The following is a 24,877-nucleotide window of genomic DNA, read 5'->3' as shown; positions in this document are numbered from 1 at the left end:
GTTCCGGCTCGCCGCGCTTGCCTTGATGGCGTCGGGCGCGCTGATTGATGCGGCCTCGGCTCAGTCCTGCACGGTCGCACCGGATTCGACTGTCTCAGCAACGAGTGGAAGCTGCTCGATCGACGCGAATACGACGTTGACCGGAACGCCTGCCGTTCACGCAAGTACGAGCGCTCAGATCACGACCAACAACGTCAACATCAACCCATTCAATGGCGGCAGTATCGGCGGTTTGGCGGACGCTGCAGGTACGATCATCTTCAGTTCCGGGGCGAGCATCAACGGCAACTGGAGCACTGCCGCGTCGGCACAAAGCGGCGGCCAGATCATCTTTCAGTCGGGTTCGATCATCAATCCGGCCTTCGGCGGCGGAGGAACTGTGCTGAGCGCTGATGGAACGGGCAGTCAGATCAGCGCGACAGGACTCACCGTCAGTCTCAACGGCGCCGGCAACAACGTCGCTGCGAAGGCGACCAACGCGGCGACGGTCAGTCTGCTCAACAGCTCAATCGCCTATGCGGTCGGCGGTGGCGGCAACACCGGCCTGTGGGCAACGGGCACCGGCAGCCAGATTAGCTCGACGGGTACAACCATTTCGATGCCCGGCGGCGGCGGCAACGACGTTGGCGCGCGCGCGGACACCGGTGGGGCGGTCACGCTGACCGGCGGCACCGTCAACGTTGAGGGGAACGGCGGCGGCGAAACCGGCCTCTTGGCGCAATCGTCCGGAAGCACTGTCACGGCAAACGGCGTTGCGGTCACGGTTTCCGGCGGCGGTGGAGATGTCGGCGCCAAGGCACTCGACGGCGGCGCGATCATCTTGAGGGGAGGCAGCGTCGCCGCGACGGGCAGCGGCGGGGGCGAGATCGGCCTGCAGGCGAGCGGTGCCGGAAGCACGCTCACGGCGAGCGGCGTGACGGTAACGGTTCCGAACAGCAGCGGGGGCCGCGGAGTGCAGGCCGACAATTCGGGCAGCGTCACGCTCGACGGCAGCTCGACGGTCACCACCTCCGGCGCGAGCACCCATGCGGCCGGCGTGACAAGCGGCGGTACGCTGAGCATGACCGGTGGCTCACTGACGGCCAATGGAGCCGATGCCAACGCGCTCAACATAAGTGGCGGTGCTGCGACGCTCTCCGGAGTCACCATGACCAGTCCGAACGGTGCGTCGATCGCCGCCCCGGGCGGCACCAGCAGCGTAGACCTGACCGGCGTGACTGCGGTCGTGAACAACAATCAATGGCTGAACGTCAGCGGCGGCTCCACACTCAACCTTGTCGCGGACAGTTCGACCCTGCAGGGCGTTGCGCTCACCGACTCCGGCAGCACCTCCAGCGTTGCGCTGAGAAACAACTCTCTCTGGACCATGACCGGCAACTCGAACGTCACCAATTTGATCAACGCTTCGAGCATGATCCAGTTCGCGTCCCCTGTCGGCGATCCGACGCAGCTGTCGAGCTACAAGACGCTGACGGCAGTGAACTATGTCGGCCAGGGCGGCACCATCGGGCTCAATACATATCTTGGCACGGACGGTTCGCCGTCGGACAAGCTCGTCATCAACGGCGGCACGGCAGCCGGCAATACGTCTCTGAAGATCGCGAACACGACCGGTGGCGGCGCGCTCACCACCGGCAACGGAATCCTCGTCGTCGACGCGATCAATGGCGCGACGACGACGGCTGGTGCCTTCAGCCTGTCTCACCCGGTCTTGGCCGGCCCTTACCAATATTCGCTGTATCGTTCGAGCGTCGACTCCAGCAACCCGCAAGCCTGGTATCTGCGCGACACCCTCGACTGCGTCGCGCATCCCAATCTGCGTGCCTGCGGCGGTGGCGGTCTTGTCAACTGCACCAATCTGCCCAACGTGCCTAGGTGCGGCGGCGGAGGCGGAGGCGGCGGCGGCGGAGGCGGAGGTGGAGGAGGCGGAGGCGGCGGTGGAGGCGGCGGCGGTGGAGGCGGAGCCGATGGCGGCGGCGGCGATATTCCCGACTATCGCGAGGAGACTTCGCTCTACGCGGCAATTCCGTCGATGACGCTGTTGTACGGACGCAGCCTGCTCGACACGCTGCATGAACGCGTGGGCGAGGAGGAGGACGAACGCTTCCGCGCCAATCCCGAGAACGCCAGGGTCGGATGGGGTCGCGTGCTTGGAGTCAACGGCGTGCACCAGGGCGACAGCTTCGGCGTGTTAGGCGGCGAAGCCGGACCGCACTTCAGCTATGATTTCCTGGCGCTGCAGGCGGGCATGGATGTCTATCGACACGACGGTCCCGACGGTTCGCGCGACCAGGCGGGGGCGTATTTCGCGATCGGCGGCGCGCGCGGGCGGGTCACCCATTTCGATGGCAGCCAGGGTGACAACACCTTCTCGGCCTACACGCTCGGTGGCTACTGGACGCATTTCGGACCGACCGGCTGGTACATCGACTCGATCCTGCAAGGCACGTTCTACGACATCACGAGCAGCGCAAATCGCGGCATTCCGGCGCTCAAGACCGGTGCTCAAGGTGGGGCTGCGTCGGTGGAGGGTGGATATCCCTTCAAGTTCGCCGGCGGCTTCTTCATCGAGCCGCAGGCGCAACTGGTGTATCAGAACATCCACATCAATGACGCCAGCGACATCGCGGCGCAAATCCGCTTTGCGGATGTGGATTCGCTCGCCACCCGGATCGGTGCCCGATTTGGCCGAACCTGGGCGGTCGATGACAGTCCGCGTACGCTGACGGCCTGGATCCGTCCGAGCCTGTGGAACGAATTCCTCGGCAACCCGAAAACGTTGTTCTCGTCGGACACCGGCTTCGTTCCATTCCAGGCCAGCCTCGGCGGCCTGTGGGGCGAAATCAATGCCGGCATCAGCGGACAGGTCACGTCGACCACGTCGCTTTATGCCAACGCTTCCTATCAGAGCCGGTTCGACGGTGGCGGCTTCTCCTACAGCGGGAAAGCCGGACTGCGCGTTAACTGGTAGCGCGCGAGGGCGTGACGCCGACCCAGACGGGGTCGGCGAAACGCACTCGCGCAGGCATAGCGGACGAGGAAATGCCTAACAGACCCTCACGCTTTGCTGAACATACGCGTAACCGTTCCACACGTTTCGCGTCTGATAGCAGGAGTTGTAGGCTGTCGCGGCTCCGATGGCTGCACCGGTCGCCAAACCGGCTGCGGCAGCTCCGGGCCATCCCCAACCGCCTCGATAGTAACCGCCACCGCGGTAATAGCCGCCGCCGGCCCAACGTGCGCGGCCGCCGTGCCAGCCGCCGGCATGCCATCGCGTGCCGCCGCCGTGCCAACCAGGCCGCATTCCTCCGCCGTGGAAGTGAGCCGATCGAGCGCCGGCTCCTCTGGGCCGGGCTTGGGCGTCATAAGGAAGTATCATTGCTGCAGATGCGATGAAGCTGAGAACCAGCAAAGCCTTGGTTGGTCGCATATCCGGACTCCTTGCAAGGGTGTCCCGATCAATCCCGCTGCACGAGCTTCGTTCCGTTGGTTCAACTACGTGTCACGCTGGCACAAACTGCATGTTCAGAACCGAATGCACGTCCAAAGCAGCGCGTCGCGGCTTCGGAGGCAAGCGCAGCGAGCGCCAATGCCGAGCTCGATCCTTTGGACCTCGGCTGCGCAAGGCAGGTACGCAAGGCAGGTACGAACGTGTTCGTACCTTGATGACCTCCCCGCCTGAAACAATGCTGATGCTCACGTGCCGGCGCAGCAGGATTGGCGGGCCGGTACGGCAGCTGGTCCACTACAGGGAGACGACCATGTGGAAGACAGGAGTGCTTGGCGCGCTGGTTTTGCTCGTCGCGGTTCCGGCAAATGCGGCTCCAAAGAATAGTGGCAAGAATGTCGATGCAATTCGTGCTGAATGCTTCAGGCAGGCGAATGAAGCCGCTGCCGCCGGCGGTGCGAACATGACAAGCGGGGCGACTGCCGCCCGAAACTCGGCGGGCTATTCCGCCTATCGGGATTGCGCGCGAAAGAACGGCATTCGCCCGTAAGCATCGCTTTGGTTTCCGCTAACCCATGGAAGGCCGCCTTCGGGCGGTCTATTCCATGCGCAGTGAAAAACGGCGACGGCGGCATGGCCGTCGAAAGCCGAAGATGCCGGCTGAGCGGCGCCAAAACTGCAGGGAAGGTCAGCTTGCGACGAGAGCCTGGGCTTTGCGCAATCCGGCCACGAGAGTGTCGACAACCTGATCCGCCGCTCCGTTGCGGCGCAAGAAGCCGGCCGGATCATCGGCCAACGCTTTGTACCGCGACATTCCTTTCAAGGCCGTTTGGGTCGCATCGCGGCGCCCCAGCTCTGTATTCGCTATCGCAATCAACAGTTGGCTGAATCCGGAATCGCGCAACGATGCCGTCTCGGCCACGTCGAGCATCTGCTTGTATTCACCCTTCAAGTAAAGGTCGACCGCGATGAAATGAAGATACCAGGCTGGCGGATGCAACGTGCGCTCGATCGCGCGCTTGAGCATCGGCACGCCTTCCGAGAAGTTCCCGCGGATGGCGAGACGCCAGCCGAATTGGGCAAGAATGTCGGGATCGTTGGGGTTGAGGTCGATCGCCAGATGGCTGATGCGATCACTATCGGCGTAACGTCCCGTGAAATGGTAGGCCGCAGCCAGGGCCTTCAGCGCCAGGGGACTGTTCGGCTGCAGGGCGATGGCGCGCGACGTTGCCTCAAGGGCCTTGTCATACTCCGTTTGCGGATTGCCGTCGGCTGAATAGCCCAACCGTCCGGCGTCGAGATGCAGCCATCCAAGCATCGCCCATGAATCGCTATACTGCGGATCCCGCTGAACGGTTTGCTGAAGACACTGCATGGCCGGATCGAAGTCGACGCGCCGGAAAGTGCTGCGATAGGCCTGAGCGCGCAGGACGCAGAGATAGCTTTCCATATTCCTCGGTGGATCCGCGCGAATGTCGTTTCTAACCACGCCGTAGGATTGGCCGACGACGGTTGCGATTTCGCTTGCGAGCTCGCGCTGGACATTCATGAGCGACTGAGGATCGAACGGTCGAGCATATGTCCGCATCCATACGATCTCGTCGTTCTCGGCATTGAAGACAGTCGTCGTGACTTGCACTTCTTCGGCGCTCGTTTGAACGCTTCCACGGACGACATAGGAAGCACCGAGAGGACGATTAGGTTGGGGCGCTTCGTCGCCTTTTGCGGAGGACCCGTTCGACGGCGACGTGTAGAGCCGGAATCCTCCGAATCGAAACAGGTTGCTGGTCAGTTCGTGTCCCATGCCGATGGCGAAGAGCCGCGTGTTCTCCCCGGGAGTCAGTGGCGTGAATGGCATCACCAGGACCGCGGGTTCGCGTGGCGTCATTGGGGACGGAGGCGGTCTTGCTGCAAGCCATATCCAAGCCACCACGCCGGCTGCCAGCGCGGCAGCGACGGGCCCATAGCGCCTGATGCCAGGCTTGGTCGTCCAATTCGCACGTGTAGCAGCAGCAGTTGTCGAATCATCGTGCAGTTCAAGAGCAGGTTCGCGAGGGGAAGCGTCGGCAATATGCATTTTGTGCCACTCAAAATGAGGCACATAGGAGCCTTTTGGAATTGTGATGCGTACCGGATCATCCCGGCCCGAATCCACGTAGTAGCTATCGAGGTCGCGGCGCAATCGTCGAGCTTCAAGACGGACGACAGGGTCAGCCTGGGGATCGAAAGAATGGTCGCGCCGAAACACGGCCAAGGCAATTGTGTAGCCTTTCAGGCTTTCAGCGCGACCTGCAAGCGTCTCGTCGACAATGAAACGAAGGAAAGCTTGCCGCCGTTCGCTCGCCTGGAAATGCGGACTCGAGAGGATGCGGTCCAGCTCTTTCGCTACATGCGCCGGCAGCACCGCGGAATCATCACGACGCGGGATATCGGATGAGCCGCTGACGGCATCTTGAGCGAAGGGTACATCAGGCATCAACCGGCAACCCCAATCGTCGCTCGACGGTAGGCCTTCCCAATACATGTTGCAACTCGTAAGCGAAACAAGCAGCCGGCGCTGACGCGACAGCTTTCAATCATCGGAACAACGAGTTCCCGACTGCAGCGACAGCTGGTCGCATCGGCCTTGAAGCCGTCGCGCCTGAGACGACGCGCTCAACGAGCGTCGCGCCGTGTACGAACATGTTCGTACCTTGAAGCCTCGATGAACCAGCGGCAAAGGTCACGTTGGCCACAAGCGAGTTCATCATGGAGGAGTTCCGCGCGATTGTGACCCGCTTTCCGCTGCGCGAACTTGACATTCGGCGCTGCTTCAATCGCGACGCGCAGTTTAGAGCCATTTGCGCAGATTATGACGAAGCTGTGAAAGCGCTTCGTCGTTGGCAACAAGCGGCAAAGCAAGGAGACCGCGAAGGAAGTCGGAAGGCCGCGGATTACGAACGGCTCGTTGCCGAACTGGAAGCCGAGGCTCTGGTTCACCTGAACCGGCCGTGATCCAGGGGCGTTCGCACAACTGGAGCAGTGCGTGAACAATACGATTCTTATCAACCTTTCGATATCAGGCGTGCTTGCCGCGGACATGATGCGTGGTGCGATCGGTCAGACGCAGAACCTGCGCAGCGAGGCCGCCGAACCGACCAAGCACGCAATCGGCCGCAACGAGTAACTGGAGGCAACCTTCTTGAATATTGCCGAGAGACCGGTCGCGAACGTGGACGAAACCGGCGCGTCAGACAGCATCTTCATTCCCGGCGGCACGTTTCGCATGGGATCGGATCGGCATTATCCGGAAGAAGCGCCGTCCCACATGGTGAGCGTCGACGGGTTCTGGATGGACCGCACGCCGGTGACGAACCGGCAATTCAAGCAGTTCGTGCGTGCCGCGGGCCACGTCACCTTCGCCGAGGTCGCTCCGGATCCCAAGGACTATCCGGATGCGCTCCCGCACATGCTCTACGCCGGATCGCTGGTCTTCACGCCGCCGGATCACCCGGTCGATCTTCGTGACTACGGCCAATGGTGGACGCTGCTCAAGGGCGCGAATTGGCGCCATCCCTATGGTCCGAAAAGCAACATCAAGTCGCTGGACGACCATCCCGTGGTGCACGTCACCCATGCTGACGCACTCGCCTATGCGCGATGGGCCGGCAAGGATTTGCCGACGGAAGCAGAGTGGGAGTTTGCCGCACGCGGCGGCCTCGATGGTGCTGAGTATGCCTGGGGCGATGAATTCGTGCCGGGCGGCGTGCATCAAGCCAATACGTGGCAAGGTCACTTTCCGTTCGAGAACCGGTGCGAGGACGGCCATGCGCGCACTTCGCCCGTGATGACCTATCCGCCGAACGGCTATGGCGTGTTCGACATGATCGGGAATGTCTGGGAGTGGACCAGCGACTGGTGGGCTCCAAAACACCGCGCCGATGCAAAGAAGGCCTGCTGCATTCCCCAGAACCCGCGGGGCGGCTGCGAGCATGACAGCCACGATCCGTCGCTGCCGCTCAGCAGGATACCGCGAAAGGTGATCAAGGGCGGCTCGCATCTCTGCGCGCCGAACTATTGCCGGCGCTATCGACCGGCGGCGCGCCATGCCGAGCCGATCGATACGTCGACCAGCCATCTCGGATTTCGCTGCATTACACGTTCAGGGAGAAAGTGATGACTGAGAAGACAACGACAGAGACCTTCAGCCGCCGCAACCTGCTCGCGGCCTCTAGTTCGCTCGCCACCATCGCCGCCTTCTCGGCAATGGCGCCCATCCAGACAGCCCAGGCGCAAGCGACCACGCAACCCTCTAGCGCCGCCGGCGGCGCAAAGCCGAACATCATCCTGATCCTGTCGGATGATTTTGGTTATGGTGACTCCGGGCCCTATGGCGGCGGCGAAAATCGCGGCATGCCAACGCCGAACATCGATCGCCTCGCGAATGAAGGACTGCAATTCATGTCCTTCTACGCGCAGCCGAGCTGCACGCCTGGACGTGCCGCGGTGCAAACCGGCCGGATTCCAAATCGCAGCGGCATGACGACCGTCGCGTTCCAGGGCCAGGGCGGCGGCATGCCGGCGGCGGAATGGACGCTTGCCTCGGTTTTGAAGACCGGCGGTTACAAAACGTTCTTCACGGGCAAATGGCACCTTGGCGAGGCCGACTATGCGTTGCCGAGCGCGCAAGGCTACGACGAGATGAAGTATGCCGGCCTTTATCATCTCAACGCGTACACCTACGCCGATCCGACCTGGTTTCCCGACATGGACCCCGAATTGAGGGCGATGTTCGAGAAGGTCACCAAAGGCGCACTTTCCGGAAATGCCGGGCAGCCGGCGAAGGAAGATTTCAAGATCAACGGCCAGTACGTCAACACGCCGGACAAGGGCGTCGTCGGCATTCCCTTCTTCGACGACTACGTCGAGAAGGCCTCGCTCGAGTATCTGGACCGCAACAAGTCATCGGGCCCGTTCTTCATGAGCATCAACTTCATGAAGGTGCACCAGCCCAACATGCCGGCGCCCGAATTCCAGGGCAAGTCGATGTCCAAGAGCAAGTACGCCGATTCCGTGGTCGAGAACGACACGCGTATCGGCCGCATCATGGACAAGGTGCGGTCCCTCGGCCTCGACAAGAACACATATGTGTTCTGGACGACCGACAACGGCGCCTGGCAGGACGTCTATCCGGACGCCGGCTACACACCGTTCCGCGGCACCAAGGGCACGGTTCGCGAGGGCGGCAACCGCGTCCCGTCGCTTGCGTGGGGCCCAGGCATCAAGGCCGGTTCGAAGAATTCGGACATCGTCGGCGGCCTCGATTACATGGCGACGTTCGCGAAGCTTGCCGGCGTGAAGCTGCCGGAGAACGATCGCGAGGGTAAGCCCATCATCTTCGACAGCATCGACATGTCGCCGATCCTGTTCGGAACCGGCAAGTCCGAGCGCAAGAACTGGTTCTATTTCACGGAATCCGAGCTCTCGCCTGGCGCAGCCCGTGTCGGCAATTACAAGGCGGTGTTCAATCTGCGCGGCGACAACGGCGCAAAGACCGGCGGTCTGGCGGTCGACAGCAACCTCGGCTGGAAGGGACCGGAGTCCTACGTGGCGACCGTTCCGCAGGTCTTCGATCTCTGGCAGGACCCGCAGGAGCGCTACGACATCTTCATGAACAACTACACCGAGCACACCTGGTCCTTGGTTTCCATCAATGCCGCGATCAAGGATCTGATGCAGACCTATGTGAAGTATCCCCCTCGCAAGATACAGAGCGAGACCTACGCGGGACCGATCACAATCCAACAGTATGAGCGCTTCGCGTTCTTCAGGGATCAACTCGCCAAGGACGGCTTCCAGATCGGCTTGCCCACAGGCAACTAGACACGCGAACAGAGCGGCCCCGGAACGCGGGGCCGTTCTGACTTGCTTCATGTGAGAACAGGAAAGGGGACTCATGACGGGGAATCCGGTCGGTCGTCGTTCGGTCCTTGCAGGTCTTCTGATATCGGCTGCGACAGCGACCTCTGGCGGTCATGCGCTTGCGCAGGAAGATCCTCTTCCTTCCTGGAATGACGGCCGGGCGAAGCAGTCGATCCTTGACTTCGTCGCGGCGGTGACGCGGGAAGGCACGCCGGATTTCGTGCCGGCGCCGGAGCGCATCGCGACATTCGACAATGACGGCACGCTGTGGTGCGAGCAGCCGATGTATGTGCAGCTTGCGTTTGCGCTCGACCGGGTGAAGGCGCTGGCGGGCCAGCATCCGGAATGGAAGCGGAAGCAGCCGTTCAGGGCGGTTCTCGACAACGACATCGCTGCGCTGGCCAAGGCCGGCGAGAAGGGCCTGGTCGAACTGGTCATGGCGACCCATGCCGGCATGACAACGGCCGAGTTCGCGCAGATCGCCGGCGACTGGATCAAGTCGGCGCGTCACCCGAAGTTCAACCGGCCTTATACCGATCTCGTCTACCAGCCGATGCTGGAACTGCTCGCCTGTCTGCGGGCCAATGGCTTCAAGACCTTCATTGTCTCGGGCGGCGGCATCGAGTTCATGCGGCCATGGAGCGAGCGGGTCTATGGCATCCCGCCGGAGCAGGTCGTCGGATCGAGCATCAAGACGAAGTTCGAGATCGACAAGGGGAAGCCGACACTGATCCGGCTGCCGGCGATCGATCTCGTCGACGACGGACCCGGCAAGCCGGTCGGCATCAACTCGCATATCGGCCGCCGGCCGATCGCGGCCTTCGGCAATTCGGACGGCGACTTCCAGATGCTGCAATGGGCGACGCAATCATCGGGGAAACGCTTCGGCCTGATCGTGCATCACACCGATGCCGAACGAGAATATGCATACGATCGGAAGTCCTCATTCGGCAAACTCGACAAGGCGCTCGACGCGGCGAACTCCAATGGCTGGATCGTTGTCAGCATGAAGGACGACTGGAAACGCATGTTCCGCTTTGAATAGAGGCCGAACGATTGCGTAGGCATCGCTGACGCCCGGCGCCGCGGAGCACGCCGGCGCCGCCGGTGATGCAAGCGAGACGAAGAACGAGGAGGCATCATGACAAAACTTCTTCCGGGAATGCGTCGGGTTACCTTCGCGAGCGCGGCGCTGGCGGTTGGTCTGATGCTGGGGGGCCCGGCATATGCGCAGACACCCGCGGACCAGAAGCCAGCCCAGGACCAGGCCGCCGCGCCGCCGCCGGCCCCGACAGCCAGCAAGCTTCCGAACGGACAGATCGAGCAACTGGTGGCGCCGATCGCGCTCTATCCGGACGCGCTGCTGTCGCAGATCCTGATGGCGTCGACCTATCCGTTGGAAGTCGTCGAGGCGGCGCGCTGGTCGCAAGACAACAAGACCGTCACCGGCAAGGCGCTCGAAGACGCCATGCAGAAGCAGTCGTGGGATCCGAGCGTCAAGGCCCTCGCGGCGGTGCCGCAGGTTCTTCAGATGATGAACGACAAACTCGACTGGACCCAGCAGCTTGGCGATGCATTCCTCGCTCAGGAACAGGACGTGATGAGCGCCGTGCAGACCCTGCGCCAGCGCGCGGAGGCCGCGGGCAATCTCAAGTCGACGCCGCAGCAGAAGGTGATAAAGAGCGCGCCTCCCGCCGGTGTGACCGCGCCCTCCGGCATGCAGCAGGCGATCTCGATCGAGCCGGTCGATCCCGACCAGTATTACGTCCCGGTCTACGATCCCGGCGTCGTCTACGGGGCCTGGGATTATCCCGACTACCAGCCGTTCTATTGGTCTCCGCCAGGCTATGTCGCCGCGGGCGTGATCGGCTTCACCGCCAGCGTGGCCGTCGGCGCTGCGATCTGGGGCGGCTGCAACTGGTGGGGCCGCAGCGTCTATGTCAACGTCAACCGCTATAACCAGTTCAACCGCACCAACATCAGAAACACCAATTGGGCCCACAATCCGGCGCATCGCGGCGGAGTTGCCTATCGCGATGCCGGCGTGGCGAGGCGGTTCGGCAGCAGCAATACCCCCGCCGCGCGCGAGGCGCTGCGCAATCGCACCGGTGGTCCCGGCGGCAGGGTCTCGAATGCGGGTGCTGGCCGGGCCAGGACCGCGGTCTCGCAACGCGCCGGCAATCGCGGTGCCTCGGTATCGCGCCGCACCAGCAGCAGGAGTGTCACGCGTGCTCGCACAGGTGCCGGCAATCGCGCCGCGATCTCGCACAGGAGCGTCACGCGCTCGCGCGTCAGCGGACGTGTTCACGCAGGCGGCCGGCCGGCCGCAATCCGCGGCGGCATGCGGGCCGGCGGCTTCCACGGAGGCGGCCGCGTGGGCGGTTTCCGCGGAGGTGGCGGTTTCCGGGGAGGGGGCGGTTTCCATGGAGGTGGCCGGCGGCGCTGATCAGAGTGCCTGGGCTCGCGCGTCGACATCTGCGAGCCCAGGTTGCTGCATAATTACAATACATCTTCCACGAAGAGAGGTAACGTCCAGGCAGATTTCAGCGGCACGTTTCAAATGATTGGTTGGATCAATGATTTTTTCATCGACCTACGCAAGTCCCAGGTTATTCGCCATGGCCTTCGCAACCGCCGCCGCCGTCGTCGTGGCAGAAAAATCAGCCAGGGCCGATCCACAGGTCCTGGCGCTGCCGTCCCTTAAGGTCTGGGAGGGCGACTTCGATGGCATGCTGAAGCGCAAACTCGTGCGCATTCTCGTGCCGACCGACAGGACATCGTTCTTCGTCGACAAGGGCGAGACACTCGGCTTCGAAGCCGAACTCGGCGTCGAGTTCGAGGGCTGGCTGAACAAGCGGTACGGCAGGAAGAAGCAGAGGATCTATGTCGGCTTCGTACCCACCAGGCGCGACAGACTGCTGGGTGACTTGATCGCCGGAAAGGGCGATATCGCCGCCGGCCTGCTCACGGTCACGCCGGATCGGAGCAAGTTGGTTGACTTCGCTGATCCTTGGGCATCCGGCGTTCGCGAAGTGCTCGTGACGGGATCTGCGGCGCCGAGCATCGGCTCGCTGAACGAGCTCGGTGGAAAGACGATTTTCGTCCGGGAAGCCAGCAGCCATTTCGAGCACCTGAACGCGCTCAACGCGGACCGGGCAGCCAAGGGGCTGGAACGCATCGTCGTCAAGCCAGCCGACAAGAACCTCGAGGACGAGGACTTGCTGGAGATGGTGAGCACCGGCCTGTTGCCCTGGGCCGTCGTCGACCGCTTCAAGGCGCAGGCGTGGGCGGGCCTCCTGAACGGGCTGACGGTGCGCGACGATATTGCGATCAACGAAGGCGGCGACATCGCCTGGGCGATCCGGAAGGACAGTCCGGCGCTCAGGAAGGAGCTCGCTGAATTCGTCAGTACTCACAAAATCGGAACTGAATTCGGCAACGACCTGCGTGCACGCTATTTCAAGACGGCGAAGCCTCTGAAGAACGCCCTCGCGCACACCGAGGCGGAGAAGTTCAAGACGCTGCGCGGATCTTTCGAAAAGTACGGGGTGCAATACTCCATCGACCCCGTCCTGCTCGCTGCACAGGGCTATCAGGAGTCAGAGCTCGACCAGGCCTGCCACAATGCCTCCGGCGCCACCGGCATCATGCAGATCAAGCCCAGTACCGCGAAGGAGAAGCCGATCGAGATCACCGGCGTCGCGGCCAGTGCCGACACCAATATCCACGCCGGCTCCAAATACCTGCGCTACCTGGCGGATACCTATGTCGACGCTTCGGTCACCGATCCGCGCGAGCGCGTGTTCATGGCCCTGGCGGCGTATGATGCAGGCCCGGGAAACCTGAAGCGTTTCCGGGACTATGCGAGCAAGCACGGCTTCGACTCGACCGTCTGGTTCGACAATGTCGAGAACGGCGCGGCTGCGATCGTCGGGCAGGAGACGGTTCAGTACGTCGGCAAGATCTACAAGTACTACATCTCCTACGAGTCGCTTCGCTCGCCCGCTCCGGCGAGCGCAACGGCCGACCCATCGCAGAAATGATCGGTTTGTTCAAAGTGTTCGCTGGCTTGGGTGGTGGACCAAAATCAAGAGGAGACTAATCATGAAACGCAAATCCTTCATGAACCAGATTGGGCTCAGCCTTGGCGCCCTCGTCATCTCGATTGCTTCTGTTCATGCCCAGGTCCCGCTCTCGACCTACATGGACTCGAAAGGGTTCATTGATGTGCAGGCTTTGACCTGCGCGCAACTCGCCAACACTTATCAGGAGGACGCCGACTTTCTCGCGATTTGGTACAGCGGCTGGTACAACGGCCTCGCGAAGAAGCATTTTGCCCATATTACGCGGACCAAATCTGGCGAGCACGAAGTCATTGTGTATTGCAAGGCCCACCCGGAACTCAAGGTGGTGATCCAGGCCATCGACGTTCTCTTCAAGAACGAGAAATGATCGGCGGCTCCCCGAGGCAACCGGTGCGGCGAGACCGGGATGTCTCGCCGCACTGCCCGTTCACTCGCCAAGCATCGCAATGATCCGCATCGGGACGCGATGGTTGTGGCGACGTGGGCGGTCTGTTGACGCTCGATGCGCCATGGCCGTTCTTGTCGATCCGGGCGAGTTCTTTCGGCTGTTGGCGAAAGGCCCGGTTTCAAACGGCGTGTGCAAATGGAGAGGCCGCGGCAATGAAGGAGTTTTTGAAAACGACCTTAATCGGAGGCGCACTGTTTCTCCTGCCCGTCGCTCTTGTACTGGCGATTCTCAGCCACGCGATGCGTCTGGCGGTGAAGGCCGCGCTTCCGGTGTCTCATGCCCTTCATTTCGACCAGATCGGAAAGGTCGCAGGCATTGGAATTGTTACAGTCGTGGCAGTGGCTTTATTGATCCTGGTGTCGTTCCTCGCCGGCATCGTCGCGCGAACCAAAACCGGCTCTCGGATTAGCGCATGGGTCGAAAAATCATTTCTTGGCAGCCTTCCGCAGTACCAGATGGTGAAGAGTATGGCTCAAGGCCTTGCTCAAGCCGAAGGCGCCAGCGATGAGTTCAAGCCAGTGCTAGTGAACGTCGAGGGTGGCTGGCAGCTCGGATATCTCCTCGAGACACTCGAGAACGACTGGGTGGCTGTCTTCGTCCCGCAGGCGCCGACGCCGTTGGTCGGCATTGTCAGATATTGCTCGGTCGATCGCATTCGTCCTCTGAGCATGTCGATGTTGCAGGCGAGGGCAATCGTGACCAATGTCGGCATTGGATCCGCGGCGGCCCTCAAAGGAGAAGATCTGAGCAGGGCAGCAACTTGATTCCGCGGATCCACGTAAGTGACGAGGGAATCTGACCGAGCTTTCTGTCAGGCTTGCGCGTTGAGCCATATAACTTGTAACTTGCTGTATCCGTTGCCGGTATCGCTTCGTCAATCAATCCCGCTATCGAATTCCGGACGGCGGCGGCAAGCTTCCGGGATACCGCAACGCAGACCATCAATTTGCGAGTGAACCCCTAATGCGAGGCAGGAACTTGGCCGGCTGCGAGCTCGTTTGCTCCGGCGGGCTTTTTTAGTCCCGTGCCGTCGATTGGCGGCGTATCGTACGATCAATTTCGCGCCTGAAGGAGCCTGCAACGATGGCCAGGAAATTCAAAGTCGGGGATCACGTCAGCTGGAATTCCGAGGCCGGCCGCGTCTCCGGCACCATCATCGCGGTCCACATCAGCGATTTCGACTACAAGGGGCACACCCACCGCGCCTCGGAAGCCGATCCGCAATACGAGATCAAGAGCGACAAGACCGATCATGTCGCGGCCCACAAGGGCAGCGCGCTGCATCATGCCTAGCAAAGACGTGGCGCTTCCGCTCTTCACGATCGGTCATTCCACCCGCAGCCTCGAAGATTTCATCGCTCTCCTCGGCGCGGCCATGATCGAGCGTATCGTTGACATCCGAACGGTGCCGCGGTCGCGAACCAATCCGCAGTTCAACAAGGATACGCTGCCCAAGCCGCTTAAGGCCGCGGGCATCTCGTATGAGCATCTGGCCGATCTCGGCGGGCTCCGCGGCAAGGCGCGAAGCGTGGCGCCGTCCGTCAACGGGTTCTGGAGCAACGAGAGTTTTCACAACTACGCCGACTATGCGTTGTCGCCGCAGTTTCGTGCAGCGCTGCAGCATCTGCGCGAGGAAGGGCACTGGCAACGCTGTGCGATGATGTGCTCGGAAGCGGTGTGGTGGCGCTGCCACCGCCGCATCGTCGCCGACTACCTCATTGCGTCCGGCGAGACCGTCGTCCACATCATGGGGGAGGGCCGCCTCGAGCCCGCCCGTCTCACCGAGGGCGCCGTCATCCAGGGCGACGGCACGGTGGTCTATCCGGCTACGGGTGAACTGGATTTATGAGAGGACGGCAGCCTCACTCAACACTGCGTTTCCAATAGCCGGTGCCGAGCTTGCCGGTGATCACGGCAATGGCGTCGCGGACCTCGTAGGAGCCGCCGTCGCTGTAGTTCCTCAGTCCTCTCAGCGCATGCAGCGTCCAGCGGCCGTTGGCGAAGCTGACGGTGCCTTCGTGCGGGCGCGCGGCGCGGGAGGGCTCGGCGTGGAATTGATAGGTGCCGTCGGCCATGATCTTCCAGATCCAGCGCGACTGGCCGCGGCCACCCGGCACCATCATCTCCCAGGTGCCGACTAGCGCGGGATCGATCGCGCCGGCTGCTGTCGCCGATGGCGCTGACAATGCGGCGGCTGCCGGCGCAGCGTTCGCCTGTTTCGTGGCGGCGGCGTCGGCGGGCGGAGCGGCCACGAGGTAGATCGCCTTGCGTGACAGCGAGCCGTACACAAACGGCTGCTGCGCGTTGCGCGTCGCCTCCATCACGTCGTCGCGGACGTTGCGGAACATGAAGGTGACCTCGACGCCCGGCGTCTCGATGTTGCGGAGCAGCGCCGCGGCGAACGGGCTGTTGCGGCCGTCGCCGTCGAGCGCAATGGTGCCGTCGCGCGCGGCATAGGCGACCAGCACATTGCCGACCGGCTCGATGCGGCCGAGCCCGCTGCCAGCGGCGGCGCGGGTGGCGAGCGAGCGGCTCATCTTCGCCGCGAACGGATTGTTGCGGCAAGCATCGAGGATGACGAGGCCGAGACTTCCGGTGTTGGAGACCTGCAGCATCACGCTTTGCAGGCTGATCGCTTCATTGGCGGCGTCGGTGTCGCGCTTCAGCTCGGCATCGACCGGGATCAGCCAGTTGTCGCCGTTGACCTCCATGCCATGGCCGGCGAAGTACACCGCGGCCATATCGGCGCCGGCGGCATTGCGTCCGAATGCGATCAGGCCGCGCCGCATCTCGTCGAAGCCGGCATTGGTGATCAGCGTCACGGCAAAGCCGAGGCGCTTCAGCGCGGCGGCGATATCGCCGGCATCATTCGGCGGATTGGACAGTGCCGGCACGCTTTTGTAGGCACCATTGCCGATCACCAGCGCCACCCGCTTGCCGTCGGCCGCAGCCGGCAAGGCGAAGCCCGCCAGCGCCGCGGCAACGGCCAGTCCCGAGACAAACGCGCGGCGATTCATGCTGGCCCCGATCGGAGGTGACGGGTGCATGGTAGCGCAGCCGGCGCGAGCCAGCCACGGAAATGGCGCGCGATCAGGCCGCCTGCTTCGGCGTCCAGACGCCGGCCGGCACCGGCTCGGCCGGCAACAAACTGGCGCCGGCGGCGCCCGCGATCGACATCGTGATCTCGTGGATGTCCTGCACCGACCGCTGCATCGAGAAGCGCGGATAAAGCTCGCGCAAGGTGGTCGCGGCCGCCGCCTGCGCTGCCGAGGGATCGGCAAGCACGGCCTCGACGGCGGCGGCGATGCTCATCGCGTCCTGGCCGAAGCTGAAGCGGGCGAGATGCGGCATCTCCGCGGCCGAGAAGCGGTTGGCGTCGAACACCGGCACGGTGCCGGCGCCGAGCGCGAAGAACACCCGGTCATGCACCGACAGGTCGATATTGGGATTGAGCGAGACCGCGGCAAGGTAGCTGCCGAGGCCTTCGCGCATCGCATCGAAGGTCATCGCGCCGAGCACGCGGGCCGGACGCCCGCTGACGTCGAGATCGCTCCAGCCGCCGCCGATGAAGTCGACCGGATAGTCGGCAAGCACGGCGCCCACCTCGCGGGTGCGCACGCCTCGTGTGTAGTTGTCGAGCCGGGTCAGGATCACGTTGAACAGGTCGCCGCCGGGCTTCAGATAGACCAGATGCTGCTCGGCGACGTCGACGATGATCTTCGGAAATGCGCCGCAGGTCTTGCCGCGCGCCTCGGCGATTGCGTCGAACAGCAGCGCGAACAGTTTTGGCGGCATCGTCTTGCGCCAGCCGCGCTCGAGCGCCAGCGGATTCCAGCCGGACTTGGCGAAGATCAGCCGGCCGTTGCGCCGCTCGGGCGGCAGGCTGCCGAAGAAGCCGGGATCGGGAATGCCCATATGGGTCGCGAACACGGCGCCATTGGCCCCCAGATGATCGCGGTTGAATGCGGCATGGTCCGGGAACACGTAGCCATGCGCGGTGTAGCGGCTCTCGAGCCCGTGACGCCGGGCGAAATAGCAGGGGTGATCGCAGAACCAGGTGAAGACGGGGATCTGGGCGACGTCCCAGAACAATCTGCCGTCCTTGGTGTGGATATCGAGCCCAATGCCGGAGAAGCCGAGCGCCATGGTCTCGGCACGCCGCGGCAGCAGGGCGTTGAGCCGGGTCGAGAAATCCGGCGCCAGCAGATCGAGCATCCTGACCTCGTGCCCGAGCCGGTCGAGCTCGGCGGCCGCCATCGCCAGGATGCCGCGCAGCGAATCATAGGTGGTGTTGCTGGAGTACAGGACGCAGATCACGGACATGGGACCTCCGCGCTTGACGGTGTTGCTGCTCGCGCGGGCATTTCCGTCGCCTTGCATGCTGTCAGTTGAACGGCCGAGCCGGCCGTTCCGGGCTCGGAATTATCCTGATGGGCGGATTTATTTCGCCGGAAACGGCCGTGCCGGCACGTTGAAGCTGCGTCGGGCGCCGTCGCGATCCGACATGAGGGCGAGAGCGCATGCAGCTTGATGGCTTCGACGTCGTCGTGGTGGGGGCGGGCTTCTTCGGCGCCGTGATCGCCGAGCAGGTGGCGAGCAGGCTCGGCCGCTCCGTCTGCGTGCTCGACCGCCGTCCGCATATCGGTGGCAACGCCTATTCGGAGCTCGACCCCGACAGCGGCGTCGAGGTGCATCGCTACGGCACGCATATCTTCCACACCAATTCCGAGACCGTCTGGCGCTATCTGCACCGCTTCACCGAGTTCACCGGCTACCGTCACCGCGTCTTCACCGTGGCGAAGGGCCGCGTCTATTCGATGCCGATTAACCTTGCGACCGTGTGCGCCGCGTTCGGGCGCGCCATGACGCCCGGGCAGGCCCGCGTCGTGATCGCGGCGGAGGTGGCCGCGCACGGCGCCGCAGGGATCGGCAATCTCGAGGACAAGGCAATCGCCTCGGTCGGCCGCACGCTCTACGATCTCCTGATCCGCGGCTATACGCAGAAGCAGTGGCAGACCGATCCGCGTGAGCTTTCGGCCGACATCATCGGCCGCCTGCCGGTCCGCTTCACCTTCGACGATCGCTACTTCGCCGATCGCTATGAGGGCATGCCGCTCGACGGCTACACCGCGATCTTCCGCCGAATGCTCGATCATCCCGCGATCGACGTCCGGCTCGGCGTCGACTATTTCGACGTCGCCGACCACATCAATCCGTGGCAGCTCGTGGTCTATACCGGTCCGATCGACCGCTTCTTCGGCTATGCCTGCGGCCATCTCGGCTGGCGCACCGTCGACTTCGCGCGCGAGGTGCACGACGTCGCCGACTACCAGGGCGCCGCAGTCATCAACTATGCCGACGCGGAGGTGCCGTACACCCGGATCCACGAGTTCAGGCATCTGCATCCGGAGCGCGCGCATGCGCAAGGCCGGACGACGATCTACCGCGAATATTCCCGCTTCGCGGGCCGCAGCGACGAGCCGTATTATCCGATCAACACCGCCGCCGACCGCGCCATGCTCGCCTCCTATCACGCCATGACGGCGTCGCGGCCGAATGTCATTTTCGGCGGCCGGCTCGGCTCCTACAAATATCTCGACATGCACCAGGCGATCGGCGCGGCGCTGAAGACGTTCGAGCTCGAGGTCGAGCCGTTCTTCGGCCGGCAAGGCATGCACCCGCGTGACGCGGCCGCGCGCCGCGAAGTCTTGTCGCCCTTGCCGGCGTGATCTAATCCTGCGAGCTGCGGGCAACGAACGCCATAACAAATCGCCCGCGGTCCCCGGTGAGGAAACAATGAGAAAAACCGTTATTGCCGCGGCTGCCGCCGCCACTAGCCTTGCTTTCAGCATCGCCCACGCCGCGCCGCTTCCGGAAACGTCGGCGCATCAGGCCGGTTTTTCGGAGCAGGGGCTGGCGCGGCTCGACGACTTCTTCGCGCGCGAGATCGCGGCCAAGCGGGTGCCCGGCGCGGTGGTGGCGATCGCGCGCGACGGCAAGCTCGTGCGTTACAAGGCATATGGCCAGCTCGATCCGGTGAAGGGCACGCCGATGCCGATCGACGCGGTGTTCGCGCTGGCGTCGATGACCAAGCCGATGGCGGCGGTTGCAGGACTGACGCTGATGGAGCAGGGCAAGCTGCCGCTGCAGGCCAAGGTCGCCGAGTTCTATCCGGCGTTCGCCGACATGAAGGTCGGCGTGCAGCAGGCCGACGGCTCGCTGAAGATGGAGCCGCAGGCGCAGCCGATCTTCATCCACGATCTCTATCGCCACACCTCCGGCCTGATGTATGGCGGCCGGCCCGACAGTTCGAGCGCGCTGGCGCGGCTCTATCCCGACGGCACCGCGCCGGCGGTCGAGGGCGATACCCAGGCCTTCATCGACCGGATCACCCAGCTGCCTCTGGTGCATCAGCCCGGCACCGAGTTCGAGTACGGCTTCTCGATCGACGTGCTGGGCGCCGTGGTCGAGAAGGTCTCCGGCCAGCGGCTTGGCGATTATCTCGCGGCCAATGTCTGGAAGCCGCTCGGCATGAAGGATGCGACGTTCCACCCGGCCGAGGCGCAGCGCGCGCGGCTGGCGCGTCCGTTCCCCAACGATCCGCTCACGGGCAAGCCGCAAGCCATCAAGCTGCTCGATACACCGTCCAGGTTCGATTGCGGCGGCGCCTGCTCGTTCGCCACCGTCGGCGACTATCTGCGCTTCGGGCAGATGCTGCTCAATGGCGGCGAGCTCGACGGCAAGCGCATCCTCAGCCCCAAGACGGTGCATCACATGACGTCGAACCATCTCGGGCCCGAGATCAAGAACAACGTCGCGGCGGTCGAACCGCATCGCGGCGGATTCGGCTTCGGGCTGTCGGTCGCGGTGCGGACCAGCGAGGGGCTGTCATCAGTGCCGGGCAATCCCGGCGAGTTTACCTGGAACGGCGCTTATGGCACCCAGTTTTTCTGCGATCCGAAGGAGCGCCTTGTCGTCGTTGTGGGAACCGCAGCTCCGGGCGAGCTGCGCAAATATTATCGCGAGAATGTGCAGGACATCGTCTACGGCGCGATGGTGAAGTAACGCCTCAGCAGAAAAATCGGACCTCACGTTGCCACGTTTGCATACGTGGAACGTGGAACAGCAAAAAGGCCCGTCGCTCAAGCCGAGCGACGGGCCTCAAATTCGCGGGCCTACCAGCGCCTGTACACGCCGGTCAGCGTACCGTTGTTGTTCCCTTCAGGACCCACGTCGCCCTGGGTCGAGCTCGGCGTCGGGTGGTTGGTGCCGTTGAATGAACCGTACCAGCCCGGCTCCGCTGGAGAGTACATCACGTCAGGCTGCACGGCCTGATAGCGGGGGCCGCCGTAATATCTCGGACCAGGGTTCCCGTAAGGATAGTAGCCTTGTGCGAACGCGCCTGCCGTTGTTGCGATCAGGGACGCCGCGGCGAGGGACAATATCTTGGTCTTTCGTTGCATTCACACTCTCCTTGCTGGTGTCCCGACCAACGACCGCCATGGAGCGGCGTTCCTGATCTGCCATGCATCTCGCAAAGGCAAATCTGCGCGAGCGTGGGATCAGGATCCTGTGAAGGGGACTTGTGCTCCGGGAGGGCACTGCCGGGCTCTGCCCGGCAGGATGCATCCGTCGCCGGCCCGTTATGCTTCTATGGCTATAACGGCGGATGCGCGAGCGGCGCCTCGAAAAGCCGGGGCGGTTCGTAAAAGGAAGCCCGCCACTGCGGCGGGCAAGGTCTCAGGGAGGAAAGCGCCCTGACAAGGGAGCGTGCAGCCAGTCTCCCCGATTCGTGCGCGGCTGCGAAGATCGTATAACTACTGTCATCAGAGCCGGCATTATGCGAATGCTGCTGCGGGCCGCGGCCGGTCGGCAAGGGAATGACAAGGCGCGCTAACACTGCGCAATTACAGGGGAAGTTTCATGAGCACGTCTGGAGTTTTTGCCCGCGTCGTCGCGGCGATCGGGGCCGGCGCCCTGGCGTGGCGGCGGATGCAGGGCGCGCAGCCCGCGCCCGCCTGGGGTAGCGCGCCAGAGATCCCGCAGGCCAAACCCCAGGGCGCGATCCCGACGCTCAAGATGCCGACGGCGCGAGGCTGGGACAACGACCAGAAGCCGGTCGCCGCGCCCGGGCTCAAGGTCAACGCCTTTGCCGCCGGGCTCGATCATCCGCGCTGGATCAATGTGCTGCCCAATGGCGATGTGCTGATCGCGGAGGCGACGCAGATCGCAGGAAAGCCGCGCAGCGTCTTCCACTACGCGATGCAGGCGACGATGCGGCGCGCCGCGGCGCTCGGCGTCAGCGCCAATCGCATCACGCTGCTGCGCGACCGTGACGGCGACGGCGTCGCCGAAAGTCGCGGCGCCTTCATGGAGGGGTTGAGTCAGCCGTTCGGCATGGCGCTGGTCGGCGACACCTTCTATGTCGGCAACACCGACGGCGTGGTGGCTTTTCCCTACATTGCGGGCGCCGATCGCATCACCGCGCCGGGGCGCAAGCTCGTCAGCTTCAAGCCCGACGGACACTGGACGCGCAGCCTGCTGCCGAGCGCCGACGGCAAGAAGCTTTATGCCGGCGTCGGCTCGCTCAGCAACATCGCCGAGAACGGTTTTGCGGTCGAGGAAGGCCGCGCCGCGATCTACGAGCTCGATCTCGCAGGTGGCACCAGCCGCATCTTCGCCGGCGGCCTGCGCAATCCGGTGGGCATCGCGTGGGAGCCGAGCACCAATGTGCTGTGGACCGTCGTCAATGAGCGCGACGGCCTCGGCGACGAGACGCCGCCGGACTATCTGACCTCGGTACGCGACGGCGGCTTCTACGGCTGGCCTTATTGCTACTGGGGTAAGACGGTCGACGATCGCGTGCCGCAGGATCCGGCGATGGTCGCCAAGGCGATCCAGCCGGACTACGCGCTCGGCGGCCACACCGCCTCGCTCGGCCTGTGCTGGATGCCGCAGGGCACGCTGCCGGGTTTTCCCGACGGCATGGTGATCGGCCAGCACGGCTCGTGGAATCGCTCGACGCTGTCAGGCTACAAGGTGGTGTTCGTGCCGTTCGCGGACGGCCGTCCCGCGGGGCCGCCGCGCGACATCCTTTCGGGCTTCCTCGCGCCCGACGAGAAGGTGTCGTACGGCCGCCCGGTGGGCGTCGCGCTCGGCCCCGACGGCTCGCTGCTGGTGGCCGACGACGTTGGCAACGTGATCTGGCGCGTGACGGCGGCGTAAGCGCCTGCACTTGCGGCAAGACGACTTGAACGGCGCGGCTTCGATCGGAGCCGCGCCGTTTCATTTGGAACCGAGCGTTAGTCTTGACTTACCGTAAGTGTTGACTTACGTTAAATCCGACAACGGACGATACGATCATGATCAGCGCCGAACGCGCGCTCGACGCGCTGGGAGACCCGACCCGCCGCATGGTGTTCAAGCGGCTGCGTGAGGGCAATCGATCGGTGCAGGAGATCGCGGACGGCCTCAAGGTGAGCCGTCCGGCAGTGTCGCAGCATCTTCGGGTGCTGAAGGACGCCGGCCTTGCCGTGGTGCGGATCGAAGGCACGCGGCGGCTCTATGCCATCGACACCCGCGGGTTGGAGAGCCTGCGCGGCTGGCTCGACGGATTCTGGGACAAGACACTCACCGCCTTCAAGCAAGCGGCCGAACGCGAAGCCGCCAAAGAGAGGAGATCCCGATGACGATGCAAGCGACCTCCGACAATTACGATCCCTACAGCGTCCGCAAGGTGATGAATGTCGAGGCGTCGCCGGCGGTGGCTTGGCGCGTCTTCACCGAGCAGATGGGCACGTGGTGGCCGCTCGCGCATTACAAGATCGGCAAGACCAATGCGGTCGATGCAATCATGGAGCCGCGCGTCGGCGGCCGCTGGTACGAACGCGGCGACGACGGCAGCACCTGCGATTGGGGCTGCGTGCTGCTCTGGGAGCCCCCGTCGCGCCTCGTGCTGTCGTGGGACATTACCGCGGACTGGCAGTACGATCCGAACCTGAAGACCGAGATCGAGGTGCGCTTCATTGCCGACGGCAAGGACGCCACGCGCGTCGAGCTCGAGCACCGCAAGCTCGACCGTTACGGCGCCCGCGCCGCCGAGATGCGCCGCATCTTTGATACCGAAGGCGATTGGGGCCGGCTGCTCGCGATGTTCGCGGCACGCGCCGCGCAGGGGCCGAAAGCATGACCGCGCGCGGATCGGCAATAGCGCGGCGATGTCAGACAGTCCTGATCTCGCCGCCATCGATGCGCAGCACGGTGCCGGTCATCCAGCGCGCCGGCGGCGACACGGCATAGGCGACGAGGTCGGCGATCTCCTCCGGCGTGCCGAACCGCCTGATGCCGGCCTGCCTGAGGAAGCCGGCCTTGGCCGCGTCGACATCGAGCTGCCTTGCCGCTGCGATCTTCTCCAGCATCGCGAGGCGTCGGCCGGTCATCACGGCGCCCGGCGACACGCAGTTCACCTGCACGCCGTCGTCGATGCCGCGCTCGGCGAAGGCTTTTGCAAGTGCCTCGATCGCGGCGTTGATCGTGCCCACCGCGGCGGCGCCGGCGCGGGGCCGCACGGCGGCATTGCCTGACGTGAAGATGACAGCGCCTTGCGACGCTTTCAGCGCGTCCCAGGCGCGGATCGTCAGCCGCCTCGCGCCGTGGAACTTGAGCGCGAGGCCGGCGTCCCATTGCGTATCGGTCATCTCGAACAGATCGAGCCCTGCCACCGCGCCTGCGACATTGACCAGCGCGTCGATGCGGCCGAAGCGATCCAGCGTGGCCTTGACGATTTCATCAGCGGCATCAGGCGCGGCGAGATCGAGCTCGAGCGCCAGCGGCGTGCTGCCGCGTCTTTCGATCTCCTGAGCGGCCTCGCGCAGCCTCTCGCCGCTGCGCGCGACGAGGACGATGGCGGAAAAATCCCGCGCGAGCCGCAGCGCGGCGGCGCGTCCGATGCCGGAGCTGGCGCCGGTCACGATGGCGACGGATTGGGTCATGTGC

Annotated in this window: 23 protein-coding genes; 18 read left to right on the top strand and 5 right to left on the bottom strand. The window is 63.9% G+C overall.

Annotation, left to right across the window (positions count from 1 at the left end):
* The first annotated feature begins 136 nt into the window (after window positions 1-136).
* Together ACVW1B_RS31225 and ACVW1B_RS31220 are read left to right on the top strand one after the other, a co-directional pair.
* Window positions 137-2,971, top strand: coding sequence for an autotransporter family protein (locus ACVW1B_RS31225; RefSeq protein WP_456822710.1), 2,835 nt, complete (start codon window positions 137-139; stop codon window positions 2,969-2,971).
* 805 nt (window positions 2,972-3,776) lie between these two features.
* Entirely contained in the window at window positions 3,777-3,998 is a 222-nt protein-coding gene (locus ACVW1B_RS31220) for a hypothetical protein (protein WP_143029486.1), read from the top strand.
* 138 nt (window positions 3,999-4,136) lie between these two features.
* On the opposite strand, the gene ACVW1B_RS31215 is transcribed toward ACVW1B_RS31220, so the two are convergent.
* On the bottom strand, window positions 4,137-5,924 hold the full coding sequence (locus ACVW1B_RS31215) for a tetratricopeptide repeat protein (RefSeq protein ID WP_253606505.1): 1,788 nt from the start codon (window positions 5,922-5,924) through the stop codon (window positions 4,137-4,139).
* 272 nt (window positions 5,925-6,196) lie between these two features.
* Here ACVW1B_RS31215 and ACVW1B_RS31210 point away from each other — a divergent pair, with 272 nt between their 5' ends.
* The 11 genes from ACVW1B_RS31210 (at window position 6,197) to ACVW1B_RS31160 (ending at window position 15,731) form a co-directional block, all read left to right on the top strand.
* A complete protein-coding gene (locus tag ACVW1B_RS31210; RefSeq protein ID WP_229192917.1) occupies window positions 6,197-6,442 on the top strand; it encodes a hypothetical protein in 246 nt (81 codons plus the stop codon).
* Between the two features lie 31 nt (window positions 6,443-6,473).
* A complete protein-coding gene (locus ACVW1B_RS31205; RefSeq protein WP_253606506.1) occupies window positions 6,474-6,614 on the top strand; it encodes a hypothetical protein in 141 nt (46 codons plus the stop codon).
* A 15-nt stretch (window positions 6,615-6,629) separates the two neighbouring features.
* Complete coding sequence (locus tag ACVW1B_RS31200) at window positions 6,630-7,604, top strand: formylglycine-generating enzyme family protein (protein ID WP_256558625.1); 975 nt, start codon at window positions 6,630-6,632, stop codon at window positions 7,602-7,604.
* Window positions 7,604-9,310 (top strand): arylsulfatase, encoded by a 1,707-nt coding sequence (locus ACVW1B_RS31195; protein WP_253606508.1) that lies wholly within the window; start codon window positions 7,604-7,606, stop codon window positions 9,308-9,310. The genes ACVW1B_RS31200 and ACVW1B_RS31195 overlap by 1 nt, the downstream gene beginning before the upstream one ends.
* Window positions 9,311-9,383: 73 nt before the next feature.
* Window positions 9,384-10,394 carry an HAD family hydrolase gene (locus tag ACVW1B_RS31190; protein ID WP_253606510.1) on the top strand — a complete coding sequence of 337 codons (1,011 nt, stop codon included), beginning with the start codon at window positions 9,384-9,386 and terminating at the stop codon, window positions 10,392-10,394.
* Window positions 10,395-10,490: 96 nt separating this feature from the next.
* The gene (locus tag ACVW1B_RS31185; RefSeq protein WP_253606517.1) at window positions 10,491-11,795 is read left to right on the top strand and encodes a DUF3300 domain-containing protein; all 1,305 of its coding nucleotides are present in this window, start codon (window positions 10,491-10,493) and stop codon (window positions 11,793-11,795) included.
* A gap of 172 nt (window positions 11,796-11,967) precedes the next feature.
* A complete protein-coding gene (locus ACVW1B_RS31180) occupies window positions 11,968-13,392 on the top strand; it encodes an MltF family protein (RefSeq protein WP_253606519.1) in 1,425 nt (474 codons plus the stop codon).
* A gap of 61 nt (window positions 13,393-13,453) precedes the next feature.
* Window positions 13,454-13,801, top strand: a complete 348-nt coding sequence (locus tag ACVW1B_RS31175) for an HdeA/HdeB family chaperone (protein WP_253606521.1) — start codon at window positions 13,454-13,456, stop codon at window positions 13,799-13,801.
* Window positions 13,802-14,034: 233 nt separating this feature from the next.
* The gene (locus ACVW1B_RS31170) at window positions 14,035-14,646 is read left to right on the top strand and encodes a DUF502 domain-containing protein (protein WP_253606523.1); all 612 of its coding nucleotides are present in this window, start codon (window positions 14,035-14,037) and stop codon (window positions 14,644-14,646) included.
* Window positions 14,647-14,965: 319 nt separating this feature from the next.
* A complete protein-coding gene (locus tag ACVW1B_RS31165) occupies window positions 14,966-15,175 on the top strand; it encodes a hypervirulence associated TUDOR domain-containing protein (RefSeq protein WP_057017689.1) in 210 nt (69 codons plus the stop codon).
* Window positions 15,168-15,731, top strand: coding sequence for a DUF488 domain-containing protein (locus ACVW1B_RS31160; RefSeq protein WP_256558913.1), 564 nt, complete (start codon window positions 15,168-15,170; stop codon window positions 15,729-15,731). The genes ACVW1B_RS31165 and ACVW1B_RS31160 overlap by 8 nt, the downstream gene beginning before the upstream one ends.
* Before the next feature lie 13 nt (window positions 15,732-15,744).
* Here the strand turns inward: ACVW1B_RS31160 and ACVW1B_RS31155 are convergent, their stop codons facing one another.
* Both ACVW1B_RS31155 and ACVW1B_RS31150 read right to left on the bottom strand, forming a co-directional pair.
* Window positions 15,745-16,899 carry a caspase family protein gene (locus ACVW1B_RS31155; protein ID WP_253606527.1) on the bottom strand — a complete coding sequence of 385 codons (1,155 nt, stop codon included), beginning with the start codon at window positions 16,897-16,899 and terminating at the stop codon, window positions 15,745-15,747.
* Window positions 16,900-16,972: 73 nt separating this feature from the next.
* Entirely contained in the window at window positions 16,973-18,205 is a 1,233-nt protein-coding gene (locus ACVW1B_RS31150) for a hypothetical protein (RefSeq protein WP_253606529.1), read from the bottom strand.
* Between the two features lie 197 nt (window positions 18,206-18,402).
* On the opposite strand from ACVW1B_RS31150, the gene glf reads away from it, so the two are divergent.
* Both glf and ACVW1B_RS31140 read left to right on the top strand, forming a co-directional pair.
* On the top strand, window positions 18,403-19,611 hold the full coding sequence (gene glf, locus ACVW1B_RS31145; protein WP_253606531.1) for a UDP-galactopyranose mutase: 1,209 nt from the start codon (window positions 18,403-18,405) through the stop codon (window positions 19,609-19,611).
* A 67-nt stretch (window positions 19,612-19,678) separates the two neighbouring features.
* The gene (locus tag ACVW1B_RS31140; protein ID WP_253606533.1) at window positions 19,679-20,947 is read left to right on the top strand and encodes a serine hydrolase domain-containing protein; all 1,269 of its coding nucleotides are present in this window, start codon (window positions 19,679-19,681) and stop codon (window positions 20,945-20,947) included.
* A gap of 110 nt (window positions 20,948-21,057) precedes the next feature.
* Here the strand turns inward: ACVW1B_RS31140 and ACVW1B_RS31135 are convergent, their stop codons facing one another.
* Window positions 21,058-21,345, bottom strand: coding sequence for a hypothetical protein (locus tag ACVW1B_RS31135; RefSeq protein WP_075969423.1), 288 nt, complete (start codon window positions 21,343-21,345; stop codon window positions 21,058-21,060).
* 460 nt (window positions 21,346-21,805) lie between these two features.
* Between ACVW1B_RS31135 and ACVW1B_RS31130 the strand changes: the two genes are divergently transcribed.
* The 3 genes from ACVW1B_RS31130 to ACVW1B_RS31120 all read left to right on the top strand — a co-directional run bounded on the left by ACVW1B_RS31130 (window position 21,806) and on the right by ACVW1B_RS31120 (window position 24,071).
* Complete coding sequence (locus ACVW1B_RS31130; RefSeq protein ID WP_253606535.1) at window positions 21,806-23,107, top strand: PQQ-dependent sugar dehydrogenase; 1,302 nt, start codon at window positions 21,806-21,808, stop codon at window positions 23,105-23,107.
* A gap of 137 nt (window positions 23,108-23,244) precedes the next feature.
* Window positions 23,245-23,571 (top strand): ArsR/SmtB family transcription factor, encoded by a 327-nt coding sequence (locus ACVW1B_RS31125; RefSeq protein WP_092080338.1) that lies wholly within the window; start codon window positions 23,245-23,247, stop codon window positions 23,569-23,571.
* The gene (locus tag ACVW1B_RS31120) at window positions 23,568-24,071 is read left to right on the top strand and encodes an SRPBCC family protein (protein WP_253606537.1); all 504 of its coding nucleotides are present in this window, start codon (window positions 23,568-23,570) and stop codon (window positions 24,069-24,071) included. Before ACVW1B_RS31125 ends, ACVW1B_RS31120 begins: the two co-directional genes overlap by 4 nt.
* 31 nt (window positions 24,072-24,102) lie before the next feature.
* On the opposite strand, the gene ACVW1B_RS31115 is transcribed toward ACVW1B_RS31120, so the two are convergent.
* Window positions 24,103-24,873: an SDR family oxidoreductase gene (locus ACVW1B_RS31115; protein ID WP_456822709.1), complete on the bottom strand. Its 771-nt coding sequence runs from the start codon at window positions 24,871-24,873 to the stop codon at window positions 24,103-24,105.
* Window positions 24,874-24,877 lie beyond the last annotated feature (4 nt).

This window comes from Bradyrhizobium sp. USDA 4502 (genome assembly GCF_054063355.1).
Note: the sequence above shows the minus strand (reverse complement) of the source record. Positions and strands in the feature narration are given on the sequence as shown.

Excerpts from the sequence above, each read along its gene's own strand:
- ACVW1B_RS31215 (WP_253606505.1), bottom strand. The coding sequence starts at position 5,924 with ATGCCTGATGTACCCTTCGCTCAAGATGCCGTCAGCGGCTCATCCGAT.
- ACVW1B_RS31210 (WP_229192917.1), top strand. The coding sequence starts at position 6,197 with ATGGAGGAGTTCCGCGCGATTGTGACCCGCTTTCCGCTGCGCGAACTT.
- ACVW1B_RS31195 (WP_253606508.1), top strand. The coding sequence starts at position 7,604 with ATGACTGAGAAGACAACGACAGAGACCTTCAGCCGCCGCAACCTGCTC.
- ACVW1B_RS31190 (WP_253606510.1), top strand. The coding sequence starts at position 9,384 with ATGACGGGGAATCCGGTCGGTCGTCGTTCGGTCCTTGCAGGTCTTCTG.
- ACVW1B_RS31185 (WP_253606517.1), top strand. The coding sequence starts at position 10,491 with ATGACAAAACTTCTTCCGGGAATGCGTCGGGTTACCTTCGCGAGCGCG.
- ACVW1B_RS31180 (WP_253606519.1), top strand. The coding sequence starts at position 11,968 with ATGGCCTTCGCAACCGCCGCCGCCGTCGTCGTGGCAGAAAAATCAGCC.
- ACVW1B_RS31175 (WP_253606521.1), top strand. The coding sequence starts at position 13,454 with ATGAAACGCAAATCCTTCATGAACCAGATTGGGCTCAGCCTTGGCGCC.
- ACVW1B_RS31170 (WP_253606523.1), top strand. The coding sequence starts at position 14,035 with ATGAAGGAGTTTTTGAAAACGACCTTAATCGGAGGCGCACTGTTTCTC.
- ACVW1B_RS31165 (WP_057017689.1), top strand. The coding sequence starts at position 14,966 with ATGGCCAGGAAATTCAAAGTCGGGGATCACGTCAGCTGGAATTCCGAG.
- ACVW1B_RS31160 (WP_256558913.1), top strand. The coding sequence starts at position 15,168 with ATGCCTAGCAAAGACGTGGCGCTTCCGCTCTTCACGATCGGTCATTCC.
- ACVW1B_RS31155 (WP_253606527.1), bottom strand. The coding sequence starts at position 16,899 with ATGAATCGCCGCGCGTTTGTCTCGGGACTGGCCGTTGCCGCGGCGCTG.
- ACVW1B_RS31150 (WP_253606529.1), bottom strand. The coding sequence starts at position 18,205 with ATGTCCGTGATCTGCGTCCTGTACTCCAGCAACACCACCTATGATTCG.
- glf (WP_253606531.1), top strand. The coding sequence starts at position 18,403 with ATGCAGCTTGATGGCTTCGACGTCGTCGTGGTGGGGGCGGGCTTCTTC.
- ACVW1B_RS31140 (WP_253606533.1), top strand. The coding sequence starts at position 19,679 with ATGAGAAAAACCGTTATTGCCGCGGCTGCCGCCGCCACTAGCCTTGCT.
- ACVW1B_RS31135 (WP_075969423.1), bottom strand. The coding sequence starts at position 21,345 with ATGCAACGAAAGACCAAGATATTGTCCCTCGCCGCGGCGTCCCTGATC.
- ACVW1B_RS31130 (WP_253606535.1), top strand. The coding sequence starts at position 21,806 with ATGAGCACGTCTGGAGTTTTTGCCCGCGTCGTCGCGGCGATCGGGGCC.
- ACVW1B_RS31125 (WP_092080338.1), top strand. The coding sequence starts at position 23,245 with ATGATCAGCGCCGAACGCGCGCTCGACGCGCTGGGAGACCCGACCCGC.
- ACVW1B_RS31120 (WP_253606537.1), top strand. The coding sequence starts at position 23,568 with ATGACGATGCAAGCGACCTCCGACAATTACGATCCCTACAGCGTCCGC.
- ACVW1B_RS31115 (WP_456822709.1), bottom strand. The coding sequence starts at position 24,873 with ATGACCCAATCCGTCGCCATCGTGACCGGCGCCAGCTCCGGCATCGGA.